The organism is Stenotrophomonas sp. DDT-1 (genome assembly GCF_001580555.1).
Taxonomy (GTDB): Bacteria; Pseudomonadota; Gammaproteobacteria; order Xanthomonadales; family Xanthomonadaceae; genus Stenotrophomonas; species Stenotrophomonas sepilia.
The window spans coordinates 24,032-40,088 of the sequence record NZ_LEKR01000031.1; the positions used below are offsets into that span (position 1 = coordinate 24,032).

At 68.7% G+C, this 16,057-nt stretch carries 12 protein-coding genes; 6 read left to right on the forward strand and 6 right to left on the reverse strand.

Features of this window, described 5'->3' with window-relative positions; genetic code table 11:
* Positions 1 to 6: 6 nt before the first annotated feature.
* The gene (locus AB839_RS14580; RefSeq protein ID WP_061479916.1) at positions 7 to 1,113 is read right to left on the reverse strand and encodes an SDR family oxidoreductase; all 1,107 of its coding nucleotides are present in this window, start codon (positions 1,111 to 1,113) and stop codon (positions 7 to 9) included.
* Between the two features lie 196 nt (positions 1,114 to 1,309).
* Between AB839_RS14580 and AB839_RS14585 the strand changes: the two genes are divergently transcribed.
* The gene (locus tag AB839_RS14585) at positions 1,310 to 1,618 is read left to right on the forward strand and encodes a hypothetical protein (RefSeq protein ID WP_005421049.1); all 309 of its coding nucleotides are present in this window, start codon (positions 1,310 to 1,312) and stop codon (positions 1,616 to 1,618) included.
* Here AB839_RS14585 and AB839_RS14590 read toward each other — a convergent pair.
* Positions 1,606 to 2,664: a DNA topoisomerase IB gene (locus AB839_RS14590; RefSeq protein WP_061479917.1), complete on the reverse strand. Its 1,059-nt coding sequence runs from the start codon at positions 2,662 to 2,664 to the stop codon at positions 1,606 to 1,608. The genes AB839_RS14585 and AB839_RS14590 overlap by 13 nt on opposite strands.
* Positions 2,665 to 2,775: 111 nt before the next feature.
* On the opposite strand from AB839_RS14590, the gene AB839_RS14595 reads away from it, so the two are divergent.
* The 3 genes from AB839_RS14595 to AB839_RS14605 all read left to right on the forward strand — a co-directional run bounded on the left by AB839_RS14595 (position 2,776) and on the right by AB839_RS14605 (position 9,325).
* Positions 2,776 to 3,165: an I78 family peptidase inhibitor gene (locus AB839_RS14595; protein ID WP_032954733.1), complete on the forward strand. Its 390-nt coding sequence runs from the start codon at positions 2,776 to 2,778 to the stop codon at positions 3,163 to 3,165.
* 174 nt (positions 3,166 to 3,339) lie between these two features.
* Positions 3,340 to 7,794, forward strand: coding sequence for a glutamate synthase large subunit (gene gltB, locus AB839_RS14600; RefSeq protein ID WP_061479918.1), 4,455 nt, complete (start codon positions 3,340 to 3,342; stop codon positions 7,792 to 7,794).
* An 85-nt stretch (positions 7,795 to 7,879) separates the two neighbouring features.
* Positions 7,880 to 9,325 carry an FAD-dependent oxidoreductase gene (locus tag AB839_RS14605; protein ID WP_061479919.1) on the forward strand — a complete coding sequence of 482 codons (1,446 nt, stop codon included), beginning with the start codon at positions 7,880 to 7,882 and terminating at the stop codon, positions 9,323 to 9,325.
* Here the strand turns inward: AB839_RS14605 and AB839_RS14610 are convergent.
* Complete coding sequence (locus AB839_RS14610; protein WP_061479920.1) at positions 9,311 to 11,719, reverse strand: ATP-binding protein; 2,409 nt, start codon at positions 11,717 to 11,719, stop codon at positions 9,311 to 9,313. The genes AB839_RS14605 and AB839_RS14610 overlap by 15 nt on opposite strands.
* A 167-nt stretch (positions 11,720 to 11,886) precedes the next feature.
* On the opposite strand from AB839_RS14610, the gene AB839_RS14615 reads away from it, so the two are divergent.
* On the forward strand, positions 11,887 to 12,753 hold the full coding sequence (locus AB839_RS14615; RefSeq protein ID WP_061479921.1) for a methylglyoxal synthase: 867 nt from the start codon (positions 11,887 to 11,889) through the stop codon (positions 12,751 to 12,753).
* 304 nt (positions 12,754 to 13,057) lie between these two features.
* On the opposite strand, the gene AB839_RS14620 is transcribed toward AB839_RS14615, so the two are convergent.
* Genes AB839_RS14620 through ttcA form a run of 3 tightly spaced genes read right to left on the reverse strand, consistent with a single transcriptional unit; the run spans position 13,058 to position 15,759 of the window.
* Entirely contained in the window at positions 13,058 to 13,837 is a 780-nt protein-coding gene (locus AB839_RS14620) for a SprT family zinc-dependent metalloprotease (RefSeq protein WP_061479922.1), read from the reverse strand.
* Positions 13,838 to 13,896: 59 nt separating this feature from the next.
* The gene (locus tag AB839_RS14625) at positions 13,897 to 14,802 is read right to left on the reverse strand and encodes a recombination-associated protein RdgC (protein WP_005421064.1); all 906 of its coding nucleotides are present in this window, start codon (positions 14,800 to 14,802) and stop codon (positions 13,897 to 13,899) included.
* A 36-nt stretch (positions 14,803 to 14,838) separates the two neighbouring features.
* Positions 14,839 to 15,759, reverse strand: a complete 921-nt coding sequence (gene ttcA, locus AB839_RS14630; RefSeq protein ID WP_172412120.1) for a tRNA 2-thiocytidine(32) synthetase TtcA — start codon at positions 15,757 to 15,759, stop codon at positions 14,839 to 14,841.
* Positions 15,760 to 15,850: 91 nt separating this feature from the next.
* Between ttcA and AB839_RS14635 the strand changes: the two genes are divergently transcribed.
* Positions 15,851 to 16,054: a YdcH family protein gene (locus AB839_RS14635; protein WP_005421068.1), complete on the forward strand. Its 204-nt coding sequence runs from the start codon at positions 15,851 to 15,853 to the stop codon at positions 16,052 to 16,054.
* The last annotated feature ends 3 nt before the right edge of the window (positions 16,055 to 16,057 follow it).

Below are 16,057 nucleotides of genomic sequence, written 5' to 3' on the forward strand. Positions count from 1 at the left end.
GTCGGCTCAGCCCCGTGGCCCACCCATCACCGGCAGGATCACCCCGCTGATGTAACTGGCGCAGGCCGGCGAGGCCAGGAACACATAGGCGGGCGACAGCTCTTCCGGCTGTGCAGGCCGGCCCATGTCGCTGTCCTTGCCGAACTCCGCCACGTCTTCGGCCTGCTTGTCGGCGGGGTTCAGCGGCGTCCATACCGGCCCCGGCGCCACGCAGTTCACGCGGATGCCGCGCGGCAGCAGCTGGCTGGCCAGCGCCTTGGTGAATGCATGGATCGCGCCCTTGGTGGCGGAATAGTCGATCAGCGCCTTGCTGCCGAAGATCCCCGTTTCCGAGCCGGTGTTGATGATGCTGGCGCCTTCGCCCAGATGCGGCAGTACCGCACGCGCCATCTGGATGTAACCGCCGATGTTGGTCTGCAGGGTTTCCTGCAGGTGCGCGTCTTCCAGGTCTTCCAGGCGCTCGCAGTGCAGCTGGAACGCGGCGTTGTTGACGAGGATGTCGATGCCGCCGAACGCCTTGGCCACCTGCTTGACGGCCTTGTTGCAGAAACGCGGATCGCGCACATCGCCGGCGATCACCACGCAGCGGCCGCCTTCGCGTTCCACGTGCTGGCGGGTGATGTCCGCGTCTTCGGCCTCGTCCAGGTGCAGTACCGCCACATCCGCACCTTCGCGCGCGAACAACACTGCCACCGCACGGCCAATGCCGGAGTCGCCACCGGTGACGATCGCACGCATGCCCTGCAGCTTGCCGCTGCCCGCGTAGTCGGGCGCAAGGAAACGGGGCGCCAGCTCCAGTTCGTGCTCGTGCCCGGGCTTGGCCAGCTGCTGCGCCGGCATCGCCTCCGGCTGCCGGCGCGCGCCGGCCTGGGTCGCGGTCTTCTTTGTTGCCTTCTTGGCCGCGCGGGCGTCCTTGGCCTTCTCCTGGTCCTGCAGGCGCCGCTGCCGTGCAGCGACGCGTGCCGCCCGTGGATCACTGGCGGCTGCCTTGCGGGTTGCGGTCTTCACCACGCGCGGGCGATCAGGGTCGGCGACCGCCTTGGTCGGGGTGCTGCCTTTACGCACTTTCGGCGATGCCTTACGGCGGGCGGGGGTCTTCCTGGTGGTGGCCATGCAGGTCTCCTCGGGAGGGAAAGGGGCTGCCGGCCAGCGGCCGGCACTACCGGGGGGCGGCCCATGCCGCTTCTGCAGTGTCTCCACCCACGCTGTTGGCGGCGGTGAGCGCGCCGTGTCCACGATGTGCACGACATTCATTCCGCCACCACGTCTGACGTCGCACCCTGCACGCAATCAAACAAGGAGTGCCTCCATGAAACATGCCATCGCCACCGCCGCCGCCTGCTTTGCCCTTGCCGCCTGCAGCAGCACGCCGATGGCCCAGGTGCAGCCGATCGACGGCGTGATTTCCGGCCAGTGCCACAGCGACAGGGTGCGCGGCGCGGTGGGCCTGGCCGCCTCGGACGCCACCGTGGCCCGCGCACGCGTGGACAGCGACAGCCTGCACGTACGGGTACTGCGCCATGACGGTCCGCGGGTGCCGCCGGCCAGCGAAGGCGGCGACCGCCTGACCATCGAGAAGGGCCGGACCAACAACATCGTTGCGATCTACTGCGGCTGACGACTGCGACTGAGCCGCCGCGCCCGGCGCAGCACCTTCAGCGTGGCCTGCTCCCACTGCCGCGGGCCGCGCAGGCCGGCCAGCGAGGCCAGCTCACCGCGCTCCCAGCCGGCAAACACGCACGGGTCGATGTAGGCCTTGCGGCACACGGCCGGCGTGTTGCCCAGCCGTGCCGCCACTTGGCAGACCACTTCGCGCTGCGCCCTGGCCAGCGCGCGCTGGCTGGCCGGTTCCGGCAGTTCGGTGGCGGCCAATGCCTGTACCGCCGCCAGCGTGCCGCCCCAGGTGCGGAAGTCCTTGGCGGTGAAGTCCTCGCCCATCACCTCGCGCAGGTAGTCGTTCACCGCGCCGGAATCCACCGGCTGCAGCGCGCCTTCGTCGTCGCGGTACTGGAACAGCGCCTGCCCGGGCAGCTGCTGGATGCCGCGTACCAGCGTGCCCAGCCGCCGATCGCCCACCACCACCTCGTGCAACTGCCCGGATTTGCCCCGGAAGCGCATTCGCACGCGGCCGCCGCGCAGCAGGTCCAGGTGGCGGTTGCGCAGCGTTGTCAGCCCGTAGGATTTGTTTTCCTGTGCATAGCTTTCGTTGCCCACCCGCACCAGGGTGTCGGCCAGCAGGGCCACCACCACCGCAAGCACCTTGTCGCGCGGGAAGCCGGGCTGCTTCAGATCGCGCGACAGCCGCCGCCGCAGCGTGGGCAACGCCTCGCCAAAGGCGATGATGCGGTCGAACTTGCCGGCATCGCGCTCCTTCGCCCAATCGGCATGGTAGCGATACTGCTTGCGTCCACGCGCGTCGCGGCCGGTGGCCTGCAGGTGGCCATTGGCGTGGGCACAGATCCACACAGCGGTATACGCAGGTGGAATCGCCAGCGCACGGATGCGCTGCAGGGTGGCGGCATCGCGAACCGCGTGGCCATCGGCATCGCGGTAACTGAAGCCCTTGCCGGCGCGGCGCCGGCTGATGCCTGGCTGGGTGTCATCGACATAGCGCAGGCCGGCCGCGCGCGCGGCCTGTCGTTCGGGGGTAGAGGAGGTTGGCATGACCGCAGTGTCGCCGTCGCGATGCCGCGAACCTGTCGATAACAGAAGACAAACACGTGAGGGTCGGTTCGCCGCTATGCTCGGGCTTTCACAATCCCTTCCGGAGTCATGATGTCGTTCCCGATTCGCGCCCGTTCGCTCTCCGCCCTGCTGCTGCCTGCCGTGCTGGCCCTGACCGCCTGCCAGGCTCCGGCGCTGGATGAACAGGATTCGGCCACTGCCCATGCCCAGCAGGCGGCCGAAGCCGCCAAGGCGCCGGCCGACGAAACCGGCAAGGCCACCGAGGCACCGCCGGTCGGCACCTGCGATGCCAGCCAGGTGCAGAGCCTGGTCGGCCAGGCCTACGCCGACGCGCTGGGCAAGCAGGCGCAGGAAGATGCCGGTGCCCACCAGCTGCGCGTCATGAAGCCCAATGACGTCGCCACCATGGAGTTCCTCGGCGACCGCCTGAACATCGAAGTGGACGACAAGGGCCTGGTCAGCGGCGTGCGCTGCGGCTGAGTTCGACCGCGCGCCGGCACGGGGTTGCCGGCGCGTTCTGTTGCACCTGCAACCGTGTATTGCGGCGCTGCAGCAACCTGTGATCTAGTCGAGGCATCCGGTGGCCTCACGATGCGCTCCAGGGAATGAGCGGGGACGAGTGTCGCCGCCAACCCTATACGCATCGAGGTAGAGATGGCCCCCCGCAACCGCCAAGGGCTTTACGACCCGCGCTCCGAGCGCGATGCCTGTGGATTTGGCATGGTCGCCCAGCTCGACGATCAACCTTCGCGCCTGTTGGTTGATACCGCCATCGCCGCGCTTTCGCGCATGACCCACCGCGGCGGCGTCGCCGCCGATGGCCTGACCGGCGATGGCTGCGGCCTGCTGCTGCGCCGCCCCGATGCGTTCCTGAAACTGCTAGCCAGTGAAGCCGGCATCGCCGTCGCCGCACGCTTCGCTGCCGGCCTGGTGTTCCTGCCGCACGATGCCGAGGCTGCACACGCCTGCCGCACGCAGCTGCAGGCGCAGGTCGAAGCGGTCGGCTGCAAGGTCGCCGGCTGGCGCGAGGTACCCACCGACGACAGCGTCTGCGGCCAGCTGGCGCGCGACACCCTGCCACGCATCGAGCAGGTGTTCGTCGATGCCGGCGTCGGCCAGGATGATGCCGGCTTCGCGCTGGCGCTGTTCCTGGCCCGTCGCCGCAGCGAACAGCAGCTGCGCGACCATGCCGACTTCTACGTCACCACCCTCACCCCGGATGCGATCAGCTACAAGGGCATGGTGCTGCCGGACAAGCTCAGCCGCTTCTTCCCCGACCTGCAGCGCCGCGAACTGGCCTCCAGCGCGATCGTATTCCACCAGCGCTTCTCCACCAACACGCTGCCGCGCTGGCCGCTGGCGCACCCGTTCCGGATGCTCGCCCACAACGGCGAGATCAACACCATCGAAGGCAACCGTCGTTGGGCGCAGGCGCGCAGCAAGGTATGGAAGACGCCGCGCTTCGACATCGCCGAGTTCGATCCGGTGATCTCCATGCATGGTTCGGACTCGCAGAGCCTGGACAACATGCTGGAGCTGATGGTCGCCGGTGGCATGGAACTGATCCAGGCGCTGCGCATCCTGGTGCCGCCGGCCACCCAGTCGCTGGAGTTCAAGGATCCGGACCTGGCGGCCTTCTACGAGTTCCACGGCCTGAACAGCGAGCCGTGGGACGGCCCGGCCGGCATCGTCGCCTGCGACAGCCGCTACGCGGTGTGCACGCTGGACCGCAACGGCCTGCGCCCGGCGCGCTGGATGCTGACCGCCGACCGCCACTTCCTGGTCGCCTCCGAAGCCGGCGTGTGGGAAGTGCCGACCGAGCGCGTGGTGCGCAAGGGCAAGCTCGGCCCCGGCGAAATGGTGGCCATCGACCTCAAGCGCGGCGACCTGCTCGATTCGGATGCGGTGGACCGCATCAACCGCGGCCGCGCGCCGTACAAGCAGTGGCTGCAGCAGGGCGTGACCTACCTGCAGACCGAACTGATCGACCCGTCGCTGGTGGAAGAGCCGTTCGACGAAGCCACCCTGCGCAGCTACCACAAGCTCTACCAGCTCAGCAGCGAGGAAGTGGAACAGGTGCTGCGGCCACTGGCCGAGACCGAGCAGGAAGCCACCGGCTCGATGGGCGACGACACACCGATGGCCGTGCTGAGCCAGCGCAGCCGTCCGCTGTACGACTATTTCCGCCAGGCCTTCGCGCAGGTCACCAACCCGCCGATCGATCCGCTGCGCGAAGACTGCGCGATGTCCCTGTCCACCCAGCTCGGCAAGGAGACCAACATCTTCCATGCCGGCCCGGAGACGGTGAACCACGTCATCCTCAACTCGCCGGTGCTGAGCCAGCGCAAGCTGCGCCAGCTGCTGAAGATGGACCAGTACGTGCAGGCCAACCGCCTGCTCGACCTGTCCTACAGCGAAGACGAGGGCCTGCGTGCCGGCATCGAGCGCATCTGTGCCGAGGCCGAACAGGCCGCGCGCGAGGGCATGGTGATGCTGCTGCTGTCCGACCGCTACCCGGTGGCCGGTCGGCCGATGGTGCATGCGCTGCTGGCCACCAGCGCCATCCACCACCACCTCTCGCGGCTGGGGCTGCGCTGCGACGTCAATCTGATCGTCGAAACCGGCACCGCGCGCGACCCGCACCACATGGCCTGCCTGCTCGGCTTCGGTGCCACCGCGGTGTATCCGTACCTGGCCTACCAGACCCTGTTCGACCTGGGCCGACGTGGCATCCTCAAGCTCAGCAAGGGCGGCGAGCAGTCGCAGATCGGCCGCCGCTACCGCAAGGGCATCTACAAGGGCCTGTCGAAGATCATCTCGAAGATGGGCATCTGTACGGTGGCCAGCTATCGCGGCGCGCAGCTGTTCGAAATCATCGGCCTGGAACCCGAGGTTGTGGACATGTGCTTCCCGGACACCGCCTCGCGCATCGGCGGCGCCGGCTTCGCACGCCTGGATGCCGACGCGCGCGAGCTGTGCGCGCAGGCCTGGGATGCGCAGCAGGGCGTGGACGTGGGCGGCCTGCTGAAGTACGTGCACGGCGGCGAGTACCACATGTACAACCCCGACGTGGTCACCACCCTGCAGCGCGCCGCGCGCAGCGGTGACCCGCGTGCGTGGCAGCAGTACTGCGATGCGGTGCACGCGCGCCCGCCCTCGGCGCTGCGCGACCTGCTGGAACTGGTGCCGGCCGCAATGCCGGTGCCGCTGGACGAGGTCGCCCCGGCCAGCGCCCTGTTCCCGCGCTTCGATACCGCAGCGATCAGCCTCGGCGCGCTGTCGCCGGAAGCGCACGAGGCACTGGCCATCGCCATGAACCGCCTCGGCGGCCGCAGCAATTCCGGCGAAGGCGGCGAAGATCCCGCACGCTATGGCACCGCGAAGCGCAGCAAGATCAAGCAGGTCGCCTCGGGCCGCTTCGGCGTCACCGCCGAATACCTGGTCAATGCCGAAGTGCTGCAGATCAAGGTCGCGCAGGGCGCCAAGCCCGGCGAGGGCGGCCAGCTTCCGGGGCACAAGGTCAACGAGCTGATCGCACGCCTGCGCTATGCGCGTCCGGGCATCGGCCTGATCTCGCCGCCACCGCACCACGACATCTATTCGATCGAAGACCTGGCGCAGCTGATCTACGACCTCAAGCAGGTCAACCCGACCGCGCTGGTGTCGGTGAAGCTGGTCAGCCATGCCGGCGTCGGCACGATTGCCGCAGGCGTGGTCAAGGCCGGTGCGGACCTGATCACCATCTCCGGCCATGACGGCGGCACCGGTGCGTCGCCGGTCAGCTCGATCCGCTATGCCGGCGTGCCGTGGGAACTGGGCGTGGCCGAAGCGCATCAGGCGCTGCTGGCCAACGACCTGCGCGGGCGCACCCTGCTGCAGACCGATGGCGGCCTGAAGACCGGCCTGGATGTGGTCAAGGCCGCGCTGCTGGGAGCGGACAGCTTCGGCTTCGGCACCGCGCCGATGATCGTGCTGGGCTGCAAGTACCTGCGCATCTGCCACCTCAACAACTGCGCCACCGGCGTCGCCACCCAGGACGAGCGCCTGCGCGAGAACCACTTCACCGGCCAGCCCGAACGTGTGGAGAACTTCTTCCGGCTGCTGGCCGAGGAAGTGCGCGGCTGGCTGTCGTACCTGGGCGTGCGTTCGCTGGAAGAGATCGTCGGCCGCACCGACCTGCTGCGGCAGATCGAGGCCGCGCCGCGTGACGGCGTGCGCGTGGACCTGTCGCGGCTGCTGGCCGACAGCCGCTACGAAGGCAGCCACTGCGCCGCGCAGCGCCTGTACGAATCACCGGACAGCCTGGCCACGCAGATGGATGGGCTGCTGGCACCGGCCATCGAGCACAAGCGCGGCGGCGAGCACCGCTTCCTGATCCACAACACCGACCGCAGCATCGGCACCCGCCTGGCCGGCGCGGTGGCGCGCGCGCACGGCAACCAGGGCATGGCCGAAGCACCGCTTGAACTGCGCTTCCGCGGCAGCGCCGGGCAGAGCTTCGGTGCCTTCAACGTCGGTGGCCTGCACCTGGAAGTGGAAGGGGAAGCCAACGACTACGTCGGCAAGGGCATGGCCGGCGGCCGGCTGGTGGTGCGTCCGCCGCGTGGCGCCCGCTTCGAGGCTCGCAGCACCGCCATCATCGGCAACACCTCCCTGTATGGCGCTACCGGTGGCGAGTTGTTCGCCGCCGGTCGTGCCGGCGAACGCTTCGCGGTGCGCAATTCCGGCGCGCTGGCGGTGGTGGAAGGTGCCGGTGACCACTGCTGCGAGTACATGACCGACGGCGTGGTGCTGGTGCTGGGCAAGGTCGGGCTGAACTTCGGCGCCGGCTTCACCGGTGGCCTGGCTTACGTGCTGGACGTGGACCGCGATTTCGTCGACCGCTACAACCACGAGCTGATCGACATCCATCGCGTGTCCGCCGAAGGCTTCGAGAACTACCGTCAGCACCTGCACCGCCTGATCGGCCGCCACCGCGAGCTGACCGGCAGCATCTGGGCGCAGCAGATCCTGGACGAGTTCCGCGATTACATCGGCAAGTTCTGGCTGGTCAAACCCAAGGCCGCCAGCATCGAGTCGCTGACCGAAACCCTGCGCCGCGCCGCCTGACGGTAGTGCCGGCCGCTGGCCGGCAACCCAGGATCACGTAGTGCCGGCCGCTGGCCGGCATCCGGAAAACACCACAGAGTCCGCCATGAGCCGCAAGCACGCCTTCCAGTTCCTCGACCTGCCCCGCACCATGCCGCAGCGCATCCCGGTGGAACTGCGCACGTCCGGCGACTGGGGCGAGCTGTACGGCAAGTTCGGCAAGGAAGACGCCCAGTACCAGGCGGGCCGCTGCCTGGACTGCGGCAACCCGTACTGCAGCTGGAAGTGCCCGGTGCACAACGCCATTCCGCAGTGGCTGCAGCTGGTGCAGGAAAACCGCATCCACGAGGCCGCCACGCTGTGCCACAGCACCAATCCGCTGCCGGAAGTGTGCGGCCGGGTCTGCCCGCAGGATCGGCTGTGCGAAGGCAGCTGCACGCTGGAGGAATTCGGCGCGGTCACCATCGGCGCGGTGGAGAAGTACATCGTCGATACCGCACTGGCCAGTGGCTGGCGCCCGGACCTGGGCGCGGTGCAGCCGACCGGCCACAGTGTGGCGGTGATTGGTGCCGGCCCGGCCGGGCTGGCCTGTGCCGACCGCCTGGCACGCGCCGGCATTGCCGCCGTGGTCTACGACCGCTACGAGCAGATCGGTGGCCTGCTGCAGTTCGGCATTCCCAGCTTCAAGCTGGACAAGGACGTGATCCATCGCCGCCGTGAAGTACTGGAAGGCATGGGCGTGCAGTTCCGCCTCGGCGTGGAGATCGGCCGTGACCTCAGCGTGCAGCAGTTGCTGGAGACCCACGATGCGGTGTTCGTCGGCACCGGCGCCTACCGCTATACCGATGGTGGCCTGGTCGGCCAGGACCTGAAGGGCGTGCTGCCGGCGCTGCCGTTCCTGGTGCAGAACAGCCGCATCGTTGGCGGCGATGACCCGAAGGGCCGGCCGATCGCCGGCTGGGAAGACACCATCGCCCTGCCCGACCTCAACGGCAAGCGTGTGGTGGTTCTGGGCGGTGGCGATACCGGCATGGACTGCGTGCGCAGCGCGGTGCGGCTGGGCGCGGCCAAGGTCACCTGCGCCTATCGCCGCGACGAAGCCAACATGCCCGGCAGCGCGCGCGAAGTCGCCAATGCACGCGAGGAAGGAGTGCGCTTCCTGTTCAACCGGCAGCCGCTGTCGATCGAAGCCGGCGCCGACGACGAGGTGATCGGCGTGACCGTGGTCGAGACCCGGCTGGGCGAGCCCGATGCCAATGGCCGCCAGAACGCGGTGCCGATCGAAGGCAGTGAGTCGCTGCTGGAGGCAGACGTGGTGATCATCGCCTTCGGCTTCTCGCCGAGCGTGCCGGCGTGGCTGGCGGAACTGGGGGTGGAAGGCCAGCCCAATGGCCGCATCCTCGCCGGTGGCAAGGACCGCCTGCCGTTCCAGACCGCGCATCCACGCCTGTTCGCCGGTGGCGACGCGGTGCGTGGTGCCGATCTCGTGGTAACCGCGGTGGCCGAAGGCCGCGACGCCGCTGCGAGCATCGTCCGCCTACTGGCGCACTGAGTCCGGCAACAGCAGCACTTCCAGCAGCGCGCGCAGTTCGTGCGCCTCCACTGGCTTGGCCAGGAAGTGGTCGATGCCCGCTTCACGGCAGGCCTCGCGCGTGCGTTCCAGCACGCTGGCGGTCAACGCAATGATCGGCACCGGAGCACGGGCAGCGTGGGTATCGCGACGGATCGCGCGCGCCAGCGCGAAGCCATCCATGTGCGGCATGTGGCAGTCGGTGATCACCAGGTCGAACGGCTGCCCCTGCCAGGCCTCCCAGGCCTGCAGGCCGTCGCCGCAGGCGTGCACCTGCAGTCCCAGCTCGCACAGGCGTTGTGCCAGCAACTGCAGGTTGGTCGGATGATCCTCGGCCACCAGCACCCGCGCCGGCGGCAGCGCCCGCGGCGCAGCCCTCGCGGGCACTGGTGCGTCCCTGGCTGCCACAGAGGCCGCCAGATCCAGATCCAGCCCTACCGTGGTGCCCTTGCCCTGCACGCTGCGCAGGTGCAGCTGCCCGCCCATCGATGCCGCCAGCTCCCGGCAGATCGACAGCCCCAGGCCACTGCCGCCGAAACGGCGCGTGGTCGAGGTCTCGGCTTGTTCATAGGCGGCGAACACCGCCTGCTGGCGCTCCACGCTGATGCCCACGCCCGTGTCGGTCACCTGCAGGCGCAGTCGCTGGCCGCCGTCGCGCTGCTGCAGCACGCGGACCTGCAACACCACGCTTCCCTGCAGGGTGAACTTGAGCGCATTGCCGGCCAGGTTGAACAGGACCTGCCGCAGGCGCAGCCCGTCAGCCAGCGACCAGGGCTGCAACGTCGGGTCGATCTCGCTGCACAGGTGCAGCCCGCGGCTGGCCGCGACGGGCATCAACAGCTGCTGCACCGCGTGCACCAGCGCCGCCAGATCGGTCGGACGCAGCTGCAGGGGCGCCGGCTGCAGGCGCTGGCTGTGCAGCACATCGTCGAGGATCTGCCGCAGCATCTGCGCTGCGTCACCGACGGTGGTCAGCACCTGCCGCTGGCCCGCATCCAGGTCCGTGCCAGCCAGCCGCTCCAGCATGCCCAGCAAGGTGCTCATCGGCGTGCGGATCTCGTGGCTCATGGTCGCCAGGAAATGGCCCTTGGCCAGCGCCGCCTGCTCGGCCGCGCGGCGCGCCTCGGCCAACGCCGTTGCGCGCGCCTGGGCTTCGCTGACGTCCATCCAGTAGCCGCTCCACTCCACGCTGCTGTCATCGCACGGCAACGGTCGTCCCTGTGATCGGACCCAGCGCCAGCCCTGCGCCGACCGGGTGCGGAAGGTAACGTCGATCGGACCGCGTACGAGCGCGGCCGCTTCGATGCTCGCCATCACCCGGCTGCGGTCACCGGCATGCACGGCCGCCAGCAGCTGCAGATGGTCGATCCGCTCAGTCTCCACGGCTACGCCGAACAGTGCCTGCACGTCGCCGGCGATCTGCGCCAGGCTGTAGTGGCCGGTTGCCGAACGGCGCGCCTGGTAGACCACCGCCGGCAGGTTCGCGGTGACTTCATGCAAGCGCTGCTCCAGCACCCGGCGACGCACGCTCTCGCGATGCACGCGCCAGTAGCCGAAGGCATGCAGCAGTATGAGCGCGAGCAGGATCAGCGACACCGGCACCAGCCAGCGCAGTGCCGAACCGGCGGGCCGCGCACGTGGCAGTTCCGGCAGCCAGGCACTGCGAACCGACGCCCGACGTGCATCGCCCTCCCGCTGCAGCTCCCGGTCGAAGGCAGCGACCACCGCGGCACAGGCCGGTACGGCGGCCAGCACCAGTGCATCGCCGAAGCCCGCGGGTGCTGCGATCACCAGAGGGTCACCCGGCACGGCGCGAAGCGCGGCTTCGACTTCAGCGAGATTGGCCACCACGGCATCGACCAGCCCGGCGCGCAGCAGTGACAGCGCGTGGTCCAGCGGCGCCGGTGCCAGCAGCTGCGCACCTGGGGCCTGTTCGGCCAGCAGTGCCTCCAGCGGCAACCGGTCCGGGCTGGCCACGCTGCGGCCACGCAGTCCCTCCAACCCCAGCACTGGCGCTGCACCCTCGCGCCGCACGATCACCTGTGGCACTTCCAGGTAGGGGCTGCTGGCCACCCAGCCGGTCGGCAGCTGTGCGCGCGGCCAGCCCAGCAGCACCTGGGTGCCAGCCGGCAGCGGGTCATCGGTGAGCACCGCTGCGGGCAATGGCTGCGCATGCTGCACTGCCTGCGGGCCCAGCAGCGGCAGGTAATCCGCAGCCAACCCCGCAAGGTCGCCCTGCGCGTTGTATGACAGCGGCGGCCGATCGGAACGCCATGCCACCTGCAGTGGACTCGCACAGCCGGACGCAGCAGCGATGCCGGGCAGCAACAGCGATGCCATGACAGCGGCGACGGCGCGGCGGCCGGCGACATTCACGGTAGACATCCTCATTTCGCGGGCAGGAACCACGGCCGCGCAGCGGTACCGCTGCCAGCCACGCTAGCGAGGCGCGCTTCCGCGACAATGAGAAAAATTGGAAAAACATCCCTATCGGCGAATGCCGACATACACTGCCGCTTCTACCCGTCCCTACGGAGCGCTCGATGCGTATCGGCCTGGCCGCCAACCGTCTCCATCACCACGATGCGCGCGCCGCGCTGTTCCGCTGGCTGCGTGCCAGCGAGGCCGGGCTGCGTGAACTGGGGGTATCGCTGCACGCGGTCGGGCGCACCCACGATGCGATCGAACGGCAGGGCTTCCTGGCCGGCTACGGCGGCCTGCACCGGTATCCCTACGGACGCGAGGGTGGCCTGATGAAACTGGTGGCCGAAGTGGTTGGCATGGGGCCGGAGCGCACCCTGGACGGCGCGATCTACCTGATCGACCCGGTCGATCCTTCCTCGGTGTTTCCGGAGGCAACCGCGCTCAAGCGGCAGTGCGTGATCCACGGCAAGCCGTTCATTTCAACCGTGGCCACTGCGCGTGACTGGATCGAGGTGGAACGCGTCCACGCCGGGCTGGCCGCTGATGCCGGTGCCGACGATCTGCATGCCTTCCAGCACCAGACGCTGGCGCTGATCGCGCACGACGCGATGAAGCCGGCAATGCTGGCCTTCGCTGACGAGCACTTCGATGTGCTGGCACGGTTCGGCGAGCGCGTGGCGACCGGCACCACCGGCCAGCGCTTGAACGAACTGGCCTGGAGCCGCGGCTGGCCCAGCGATACGCCGTGGGTGACGCGCTACCAGAGTGGCCCGATGGGCGGCGATGCGCAGATTGCCGACCGTGTGCTGGAGGGGCGCTGCCAGCGCGCGATCTTCTTCGAGGACCCGCATGTGGCACGCCAGCACGAGGCCGATATCCAGCTGCTGGAGCGCGCGGTGACAACGGTGACCGACCAGGCGGTGTGCATCACCGCGCCGCGGGTGGCGGCGCGGTGGGCGACCGCGGCGGCATTGCGGGCGGGGTGAGGGTTTCGGCCAACGGCTGCGCCCCCTCGCGGTGGGCCGTTCAAATCAGAAGCCGTGCTCGGCCGGGCGGGGTGGATTGCGCAGGGGTCGCTGCAAGTACGTCCTTGTAAGCTCGGTCGCCGCATCCATGCGGCTCACGCCCCTGCGCAACCCACCCCGCCCGGCCACGGACAGTTTCCTGTGTGCCCATCACGGAAGAAAGAAGGAAGAGCAGGAGCGGGTCGCGCGCTGCGCGCGCTTTTGTAGAGCCGAGCCGATGCTCGGCTGCATTCAACGGCAGCCGAGCGTGGGCTCGGCTCTACAGTTACAGCAGCTGGCGGAGCATGGCTTTCAAGCGGCGCCCTTCCAGCTGGAAGTAGTCGCGCTGTTCGCGCCAGGCGGGAAAGCGTTGTTCCACTTCATGCCAGAACGCGGGCGAATGATTCGGCTGGATCAGGTGGCAGAGTTCGTGCACCAGCACGTACTCGAACGCTTCCGGACGACCGAGCACCAGAGCCAGGTCCAGGGCCATGCTGCCATCGGGGGCCAGCGAGCCCCACTGCGAGGACATCACCTTCAGGCGCAGGCGGCTGGGCGCGCGCGGCAGGGTGGGCAGGTACTTCGGCAGCCAGCGGCCGACGTCGGCGCGGGTCTGCGCTTCATAGAACTCGCGCAGCAGGCGGCGCAGGGTGGCGTCACCACCACGGGTCGGCCACTGCACGCAGGCACCGTGCGCGTCGATCTCCAGCCGCGCGTAGCGGCCTTCCTGCCAGCGCAGCGGCAACAGTTCACCGCGCAATGGCAGCACGCCGTCTTCGCCGGGCTGCAGCGGTGCCGGCAGGCCCTGGCCCTGGTACTGCCGCAGTTGCAGCGCCAGCCAGTCGCGGTGCTGTTCCAGGAAGCGTTCGCCCATCACCAGGCTTGCGCGCGGGGGTAACGTCAACCGCGCGCCACGCTCGTCCACGCTCAGCTTGATGCGCCGCGCGCGCGGATCGCGCACGCGCAGCACCTCGATCTCGGCATCCTCCAGGCGCAGGCGAACGGTGTCGCGCTGTACGGTGGCGGGCGGGGTCGGAGTGATCAGGCGGCGCAGCAGACGGCTCATGCGCCCAGCATAGCGCTGCTTCGGGCCGCCGGATGACCGGCGACCGTCGGGCTGCCTGTTCAGTCAGCCTTGCTGAGCTTGAACGCTTCTTCCAGCAACAGGAACAGGCGGCGGATCTCGGCGCTCTGCAGGGCGAAGCGGGCATCGAACTCGGCACGGCGGCCGTCTTCGTCGGCATGCTCCAGCTGGTCCAGGGCGCCGTCGAGGAACTTCAGCTTGCGCACGATCAGGTCGTCGCCGATCACGAACGACAGGTTGTCCTCGAAGATCAGCGCCAGCTTGGTCACCTGCTTGCCGGCGTCCAGGTGCTTGTCGATCTCGTCGCAGCGCAGTTCCTGGTGCTGGCACTTGACCACGGCGCCGCCTTCCACCGGATCCTTCATCTCGCACTCTTCGCCCAGGCTCAGCCCGGTCGGCAGCGGCTCGCCGGCGATCCAGCCGGTCAGGATCGAACGCGGTGCGACTTCGGCGTTCAGCGGCATCGCCGGGAAGCTGCCGAGCAGGCCGCGGATGTCGGACATGAAGTACTCGCCGGTCTTGCGGCTGGAGGTATCCACCGCCACGTAGCCGTGCTGCAGGTCGATGAAGGCATCATTGCGCGAAGACTTCACGAAGGCGCGCGGCAGCAGTTCATGCAGCAGGTCGTCCTTCATGCGCTTGCGCTCGCGGCCACCCGGGCGCCGCCCTTCCTTCTCCTCGATCTCCTCCAGCTTGCGCTCGAGCAGGTCGTTGACCACCGCCGCCGGCAGGATCTTGTCCTCGCCACCCACGGTCAGCCACAGGTGTTCGGCGATGCGGTGGGACAGCAGTTCCTTCTCCTCGCGGCCGAACGGCGAAATGAAGCCGCGCGAATTCATTTCCAGCGCGCCGACAGGCTTGAGCACGGCGTGCGGCAGCAGGGTATCGACTTCGGAAAAATCGGTGGTGGTCGGGAAACGGAAGAACGTCAGGTTGCGAAAGAACATGGAATTCCGGATGGCGAAGAGGAAGGGCGACCGACCTTAAACGGTGGGCGTCTCGGGATCTGCGTCGGCGTCGGCCGGGGAGCCGGCCAGCCAGGCATGGGCGTCGGGCAGCGGCGTGTCGTCGCGACGGCCCAGCGCCATGAAGTCGAACAGGGTGGTGTCGGCCAGCTGCGAGGGCCGGACTTCACCCATGGCGCGCGCGATCTGCTCGATGCGGCCCGGATGGTCCTTTTCCCACTGCTTGAGCATCAGGCCGACCTGGCGGCGCTGCAGGTTCTCCTGGCTGCCGCACAGGTTGCAGGGAATGATCGGGAACTGGCGTGCCTGCGCGTAGTCGACGATGTCGCGCTCGCGCACGTAGGCCAGTGGCCGGATCACCACGTGCCTGCCGTCGTCGCTGCGCAGCTTCGGCGGCATGCCCGCCAGCTTGGCGTGGTGGAACAGGTTCATGAAGAACGTGGCCACCATGTCGTCGCGGTGGTGGCCCAGCGCGATCTTGGTGAAACCATGGGTCTCGGCGTAGTTGTACAGCGCGCCACGACGCAGGCGCGAGCACAGCGAACACATCGTCTTGCCCTCCGGGATGACCCGGCTGACCACCGAATAGGTGTCCTGCTCGATGATGTGGTACGGCACGCCCAGCCCGGCCAGGTACTCCGGCAGGATGTGCTCGGGGAAGCCCGGCTGCTTCTGGTCCAGGTTCACCGCCACCAGCTCGAACGGCACCGGCGCCTTCTTCTGCAGCTGCAGCAGCACGTCCAGCAGGGTGTAACTGTCCTTGCCGCCGGACAGGCAGACCATGACCTTGTCGCCGGCCTCGATCATGCCGAAGTCGGCAATCGCCTCGCCGACCTGGCGGCGCAGGCGCTTGGCCAGCTTGTGCTGCTCGCGCTCGGCCACGCGTGGATCGCGGGCGGCGCGCGGCTGGGGATCGGGAAGGGAAATCACGGCACTCATGGGTTCCATTCTAACGGCTCGGAGCCGCCCCGGCCGGGGGTCGGGTTTCCCCTCTCCCGGCAGTCATCAACGCTGTGTATGCTCGGAGGCTGTGGATACCTACAGCCCCGCCGAGATCGTCGAGCACCTCGCCGCCCTGCGCGCCGAGCACCGCCTGCTGGATGAACAGATCACCCGCATGGCGGCCAACGGCGAGGACGAACTGGAAGCCAAGCGCCTGAAGCGGCGCAAGCTGCAGTTGAAGGACTGCATCGCCAGGCTGGAAAGCCTGCAGATTCCCGACGAGCCGGCCTAAAGA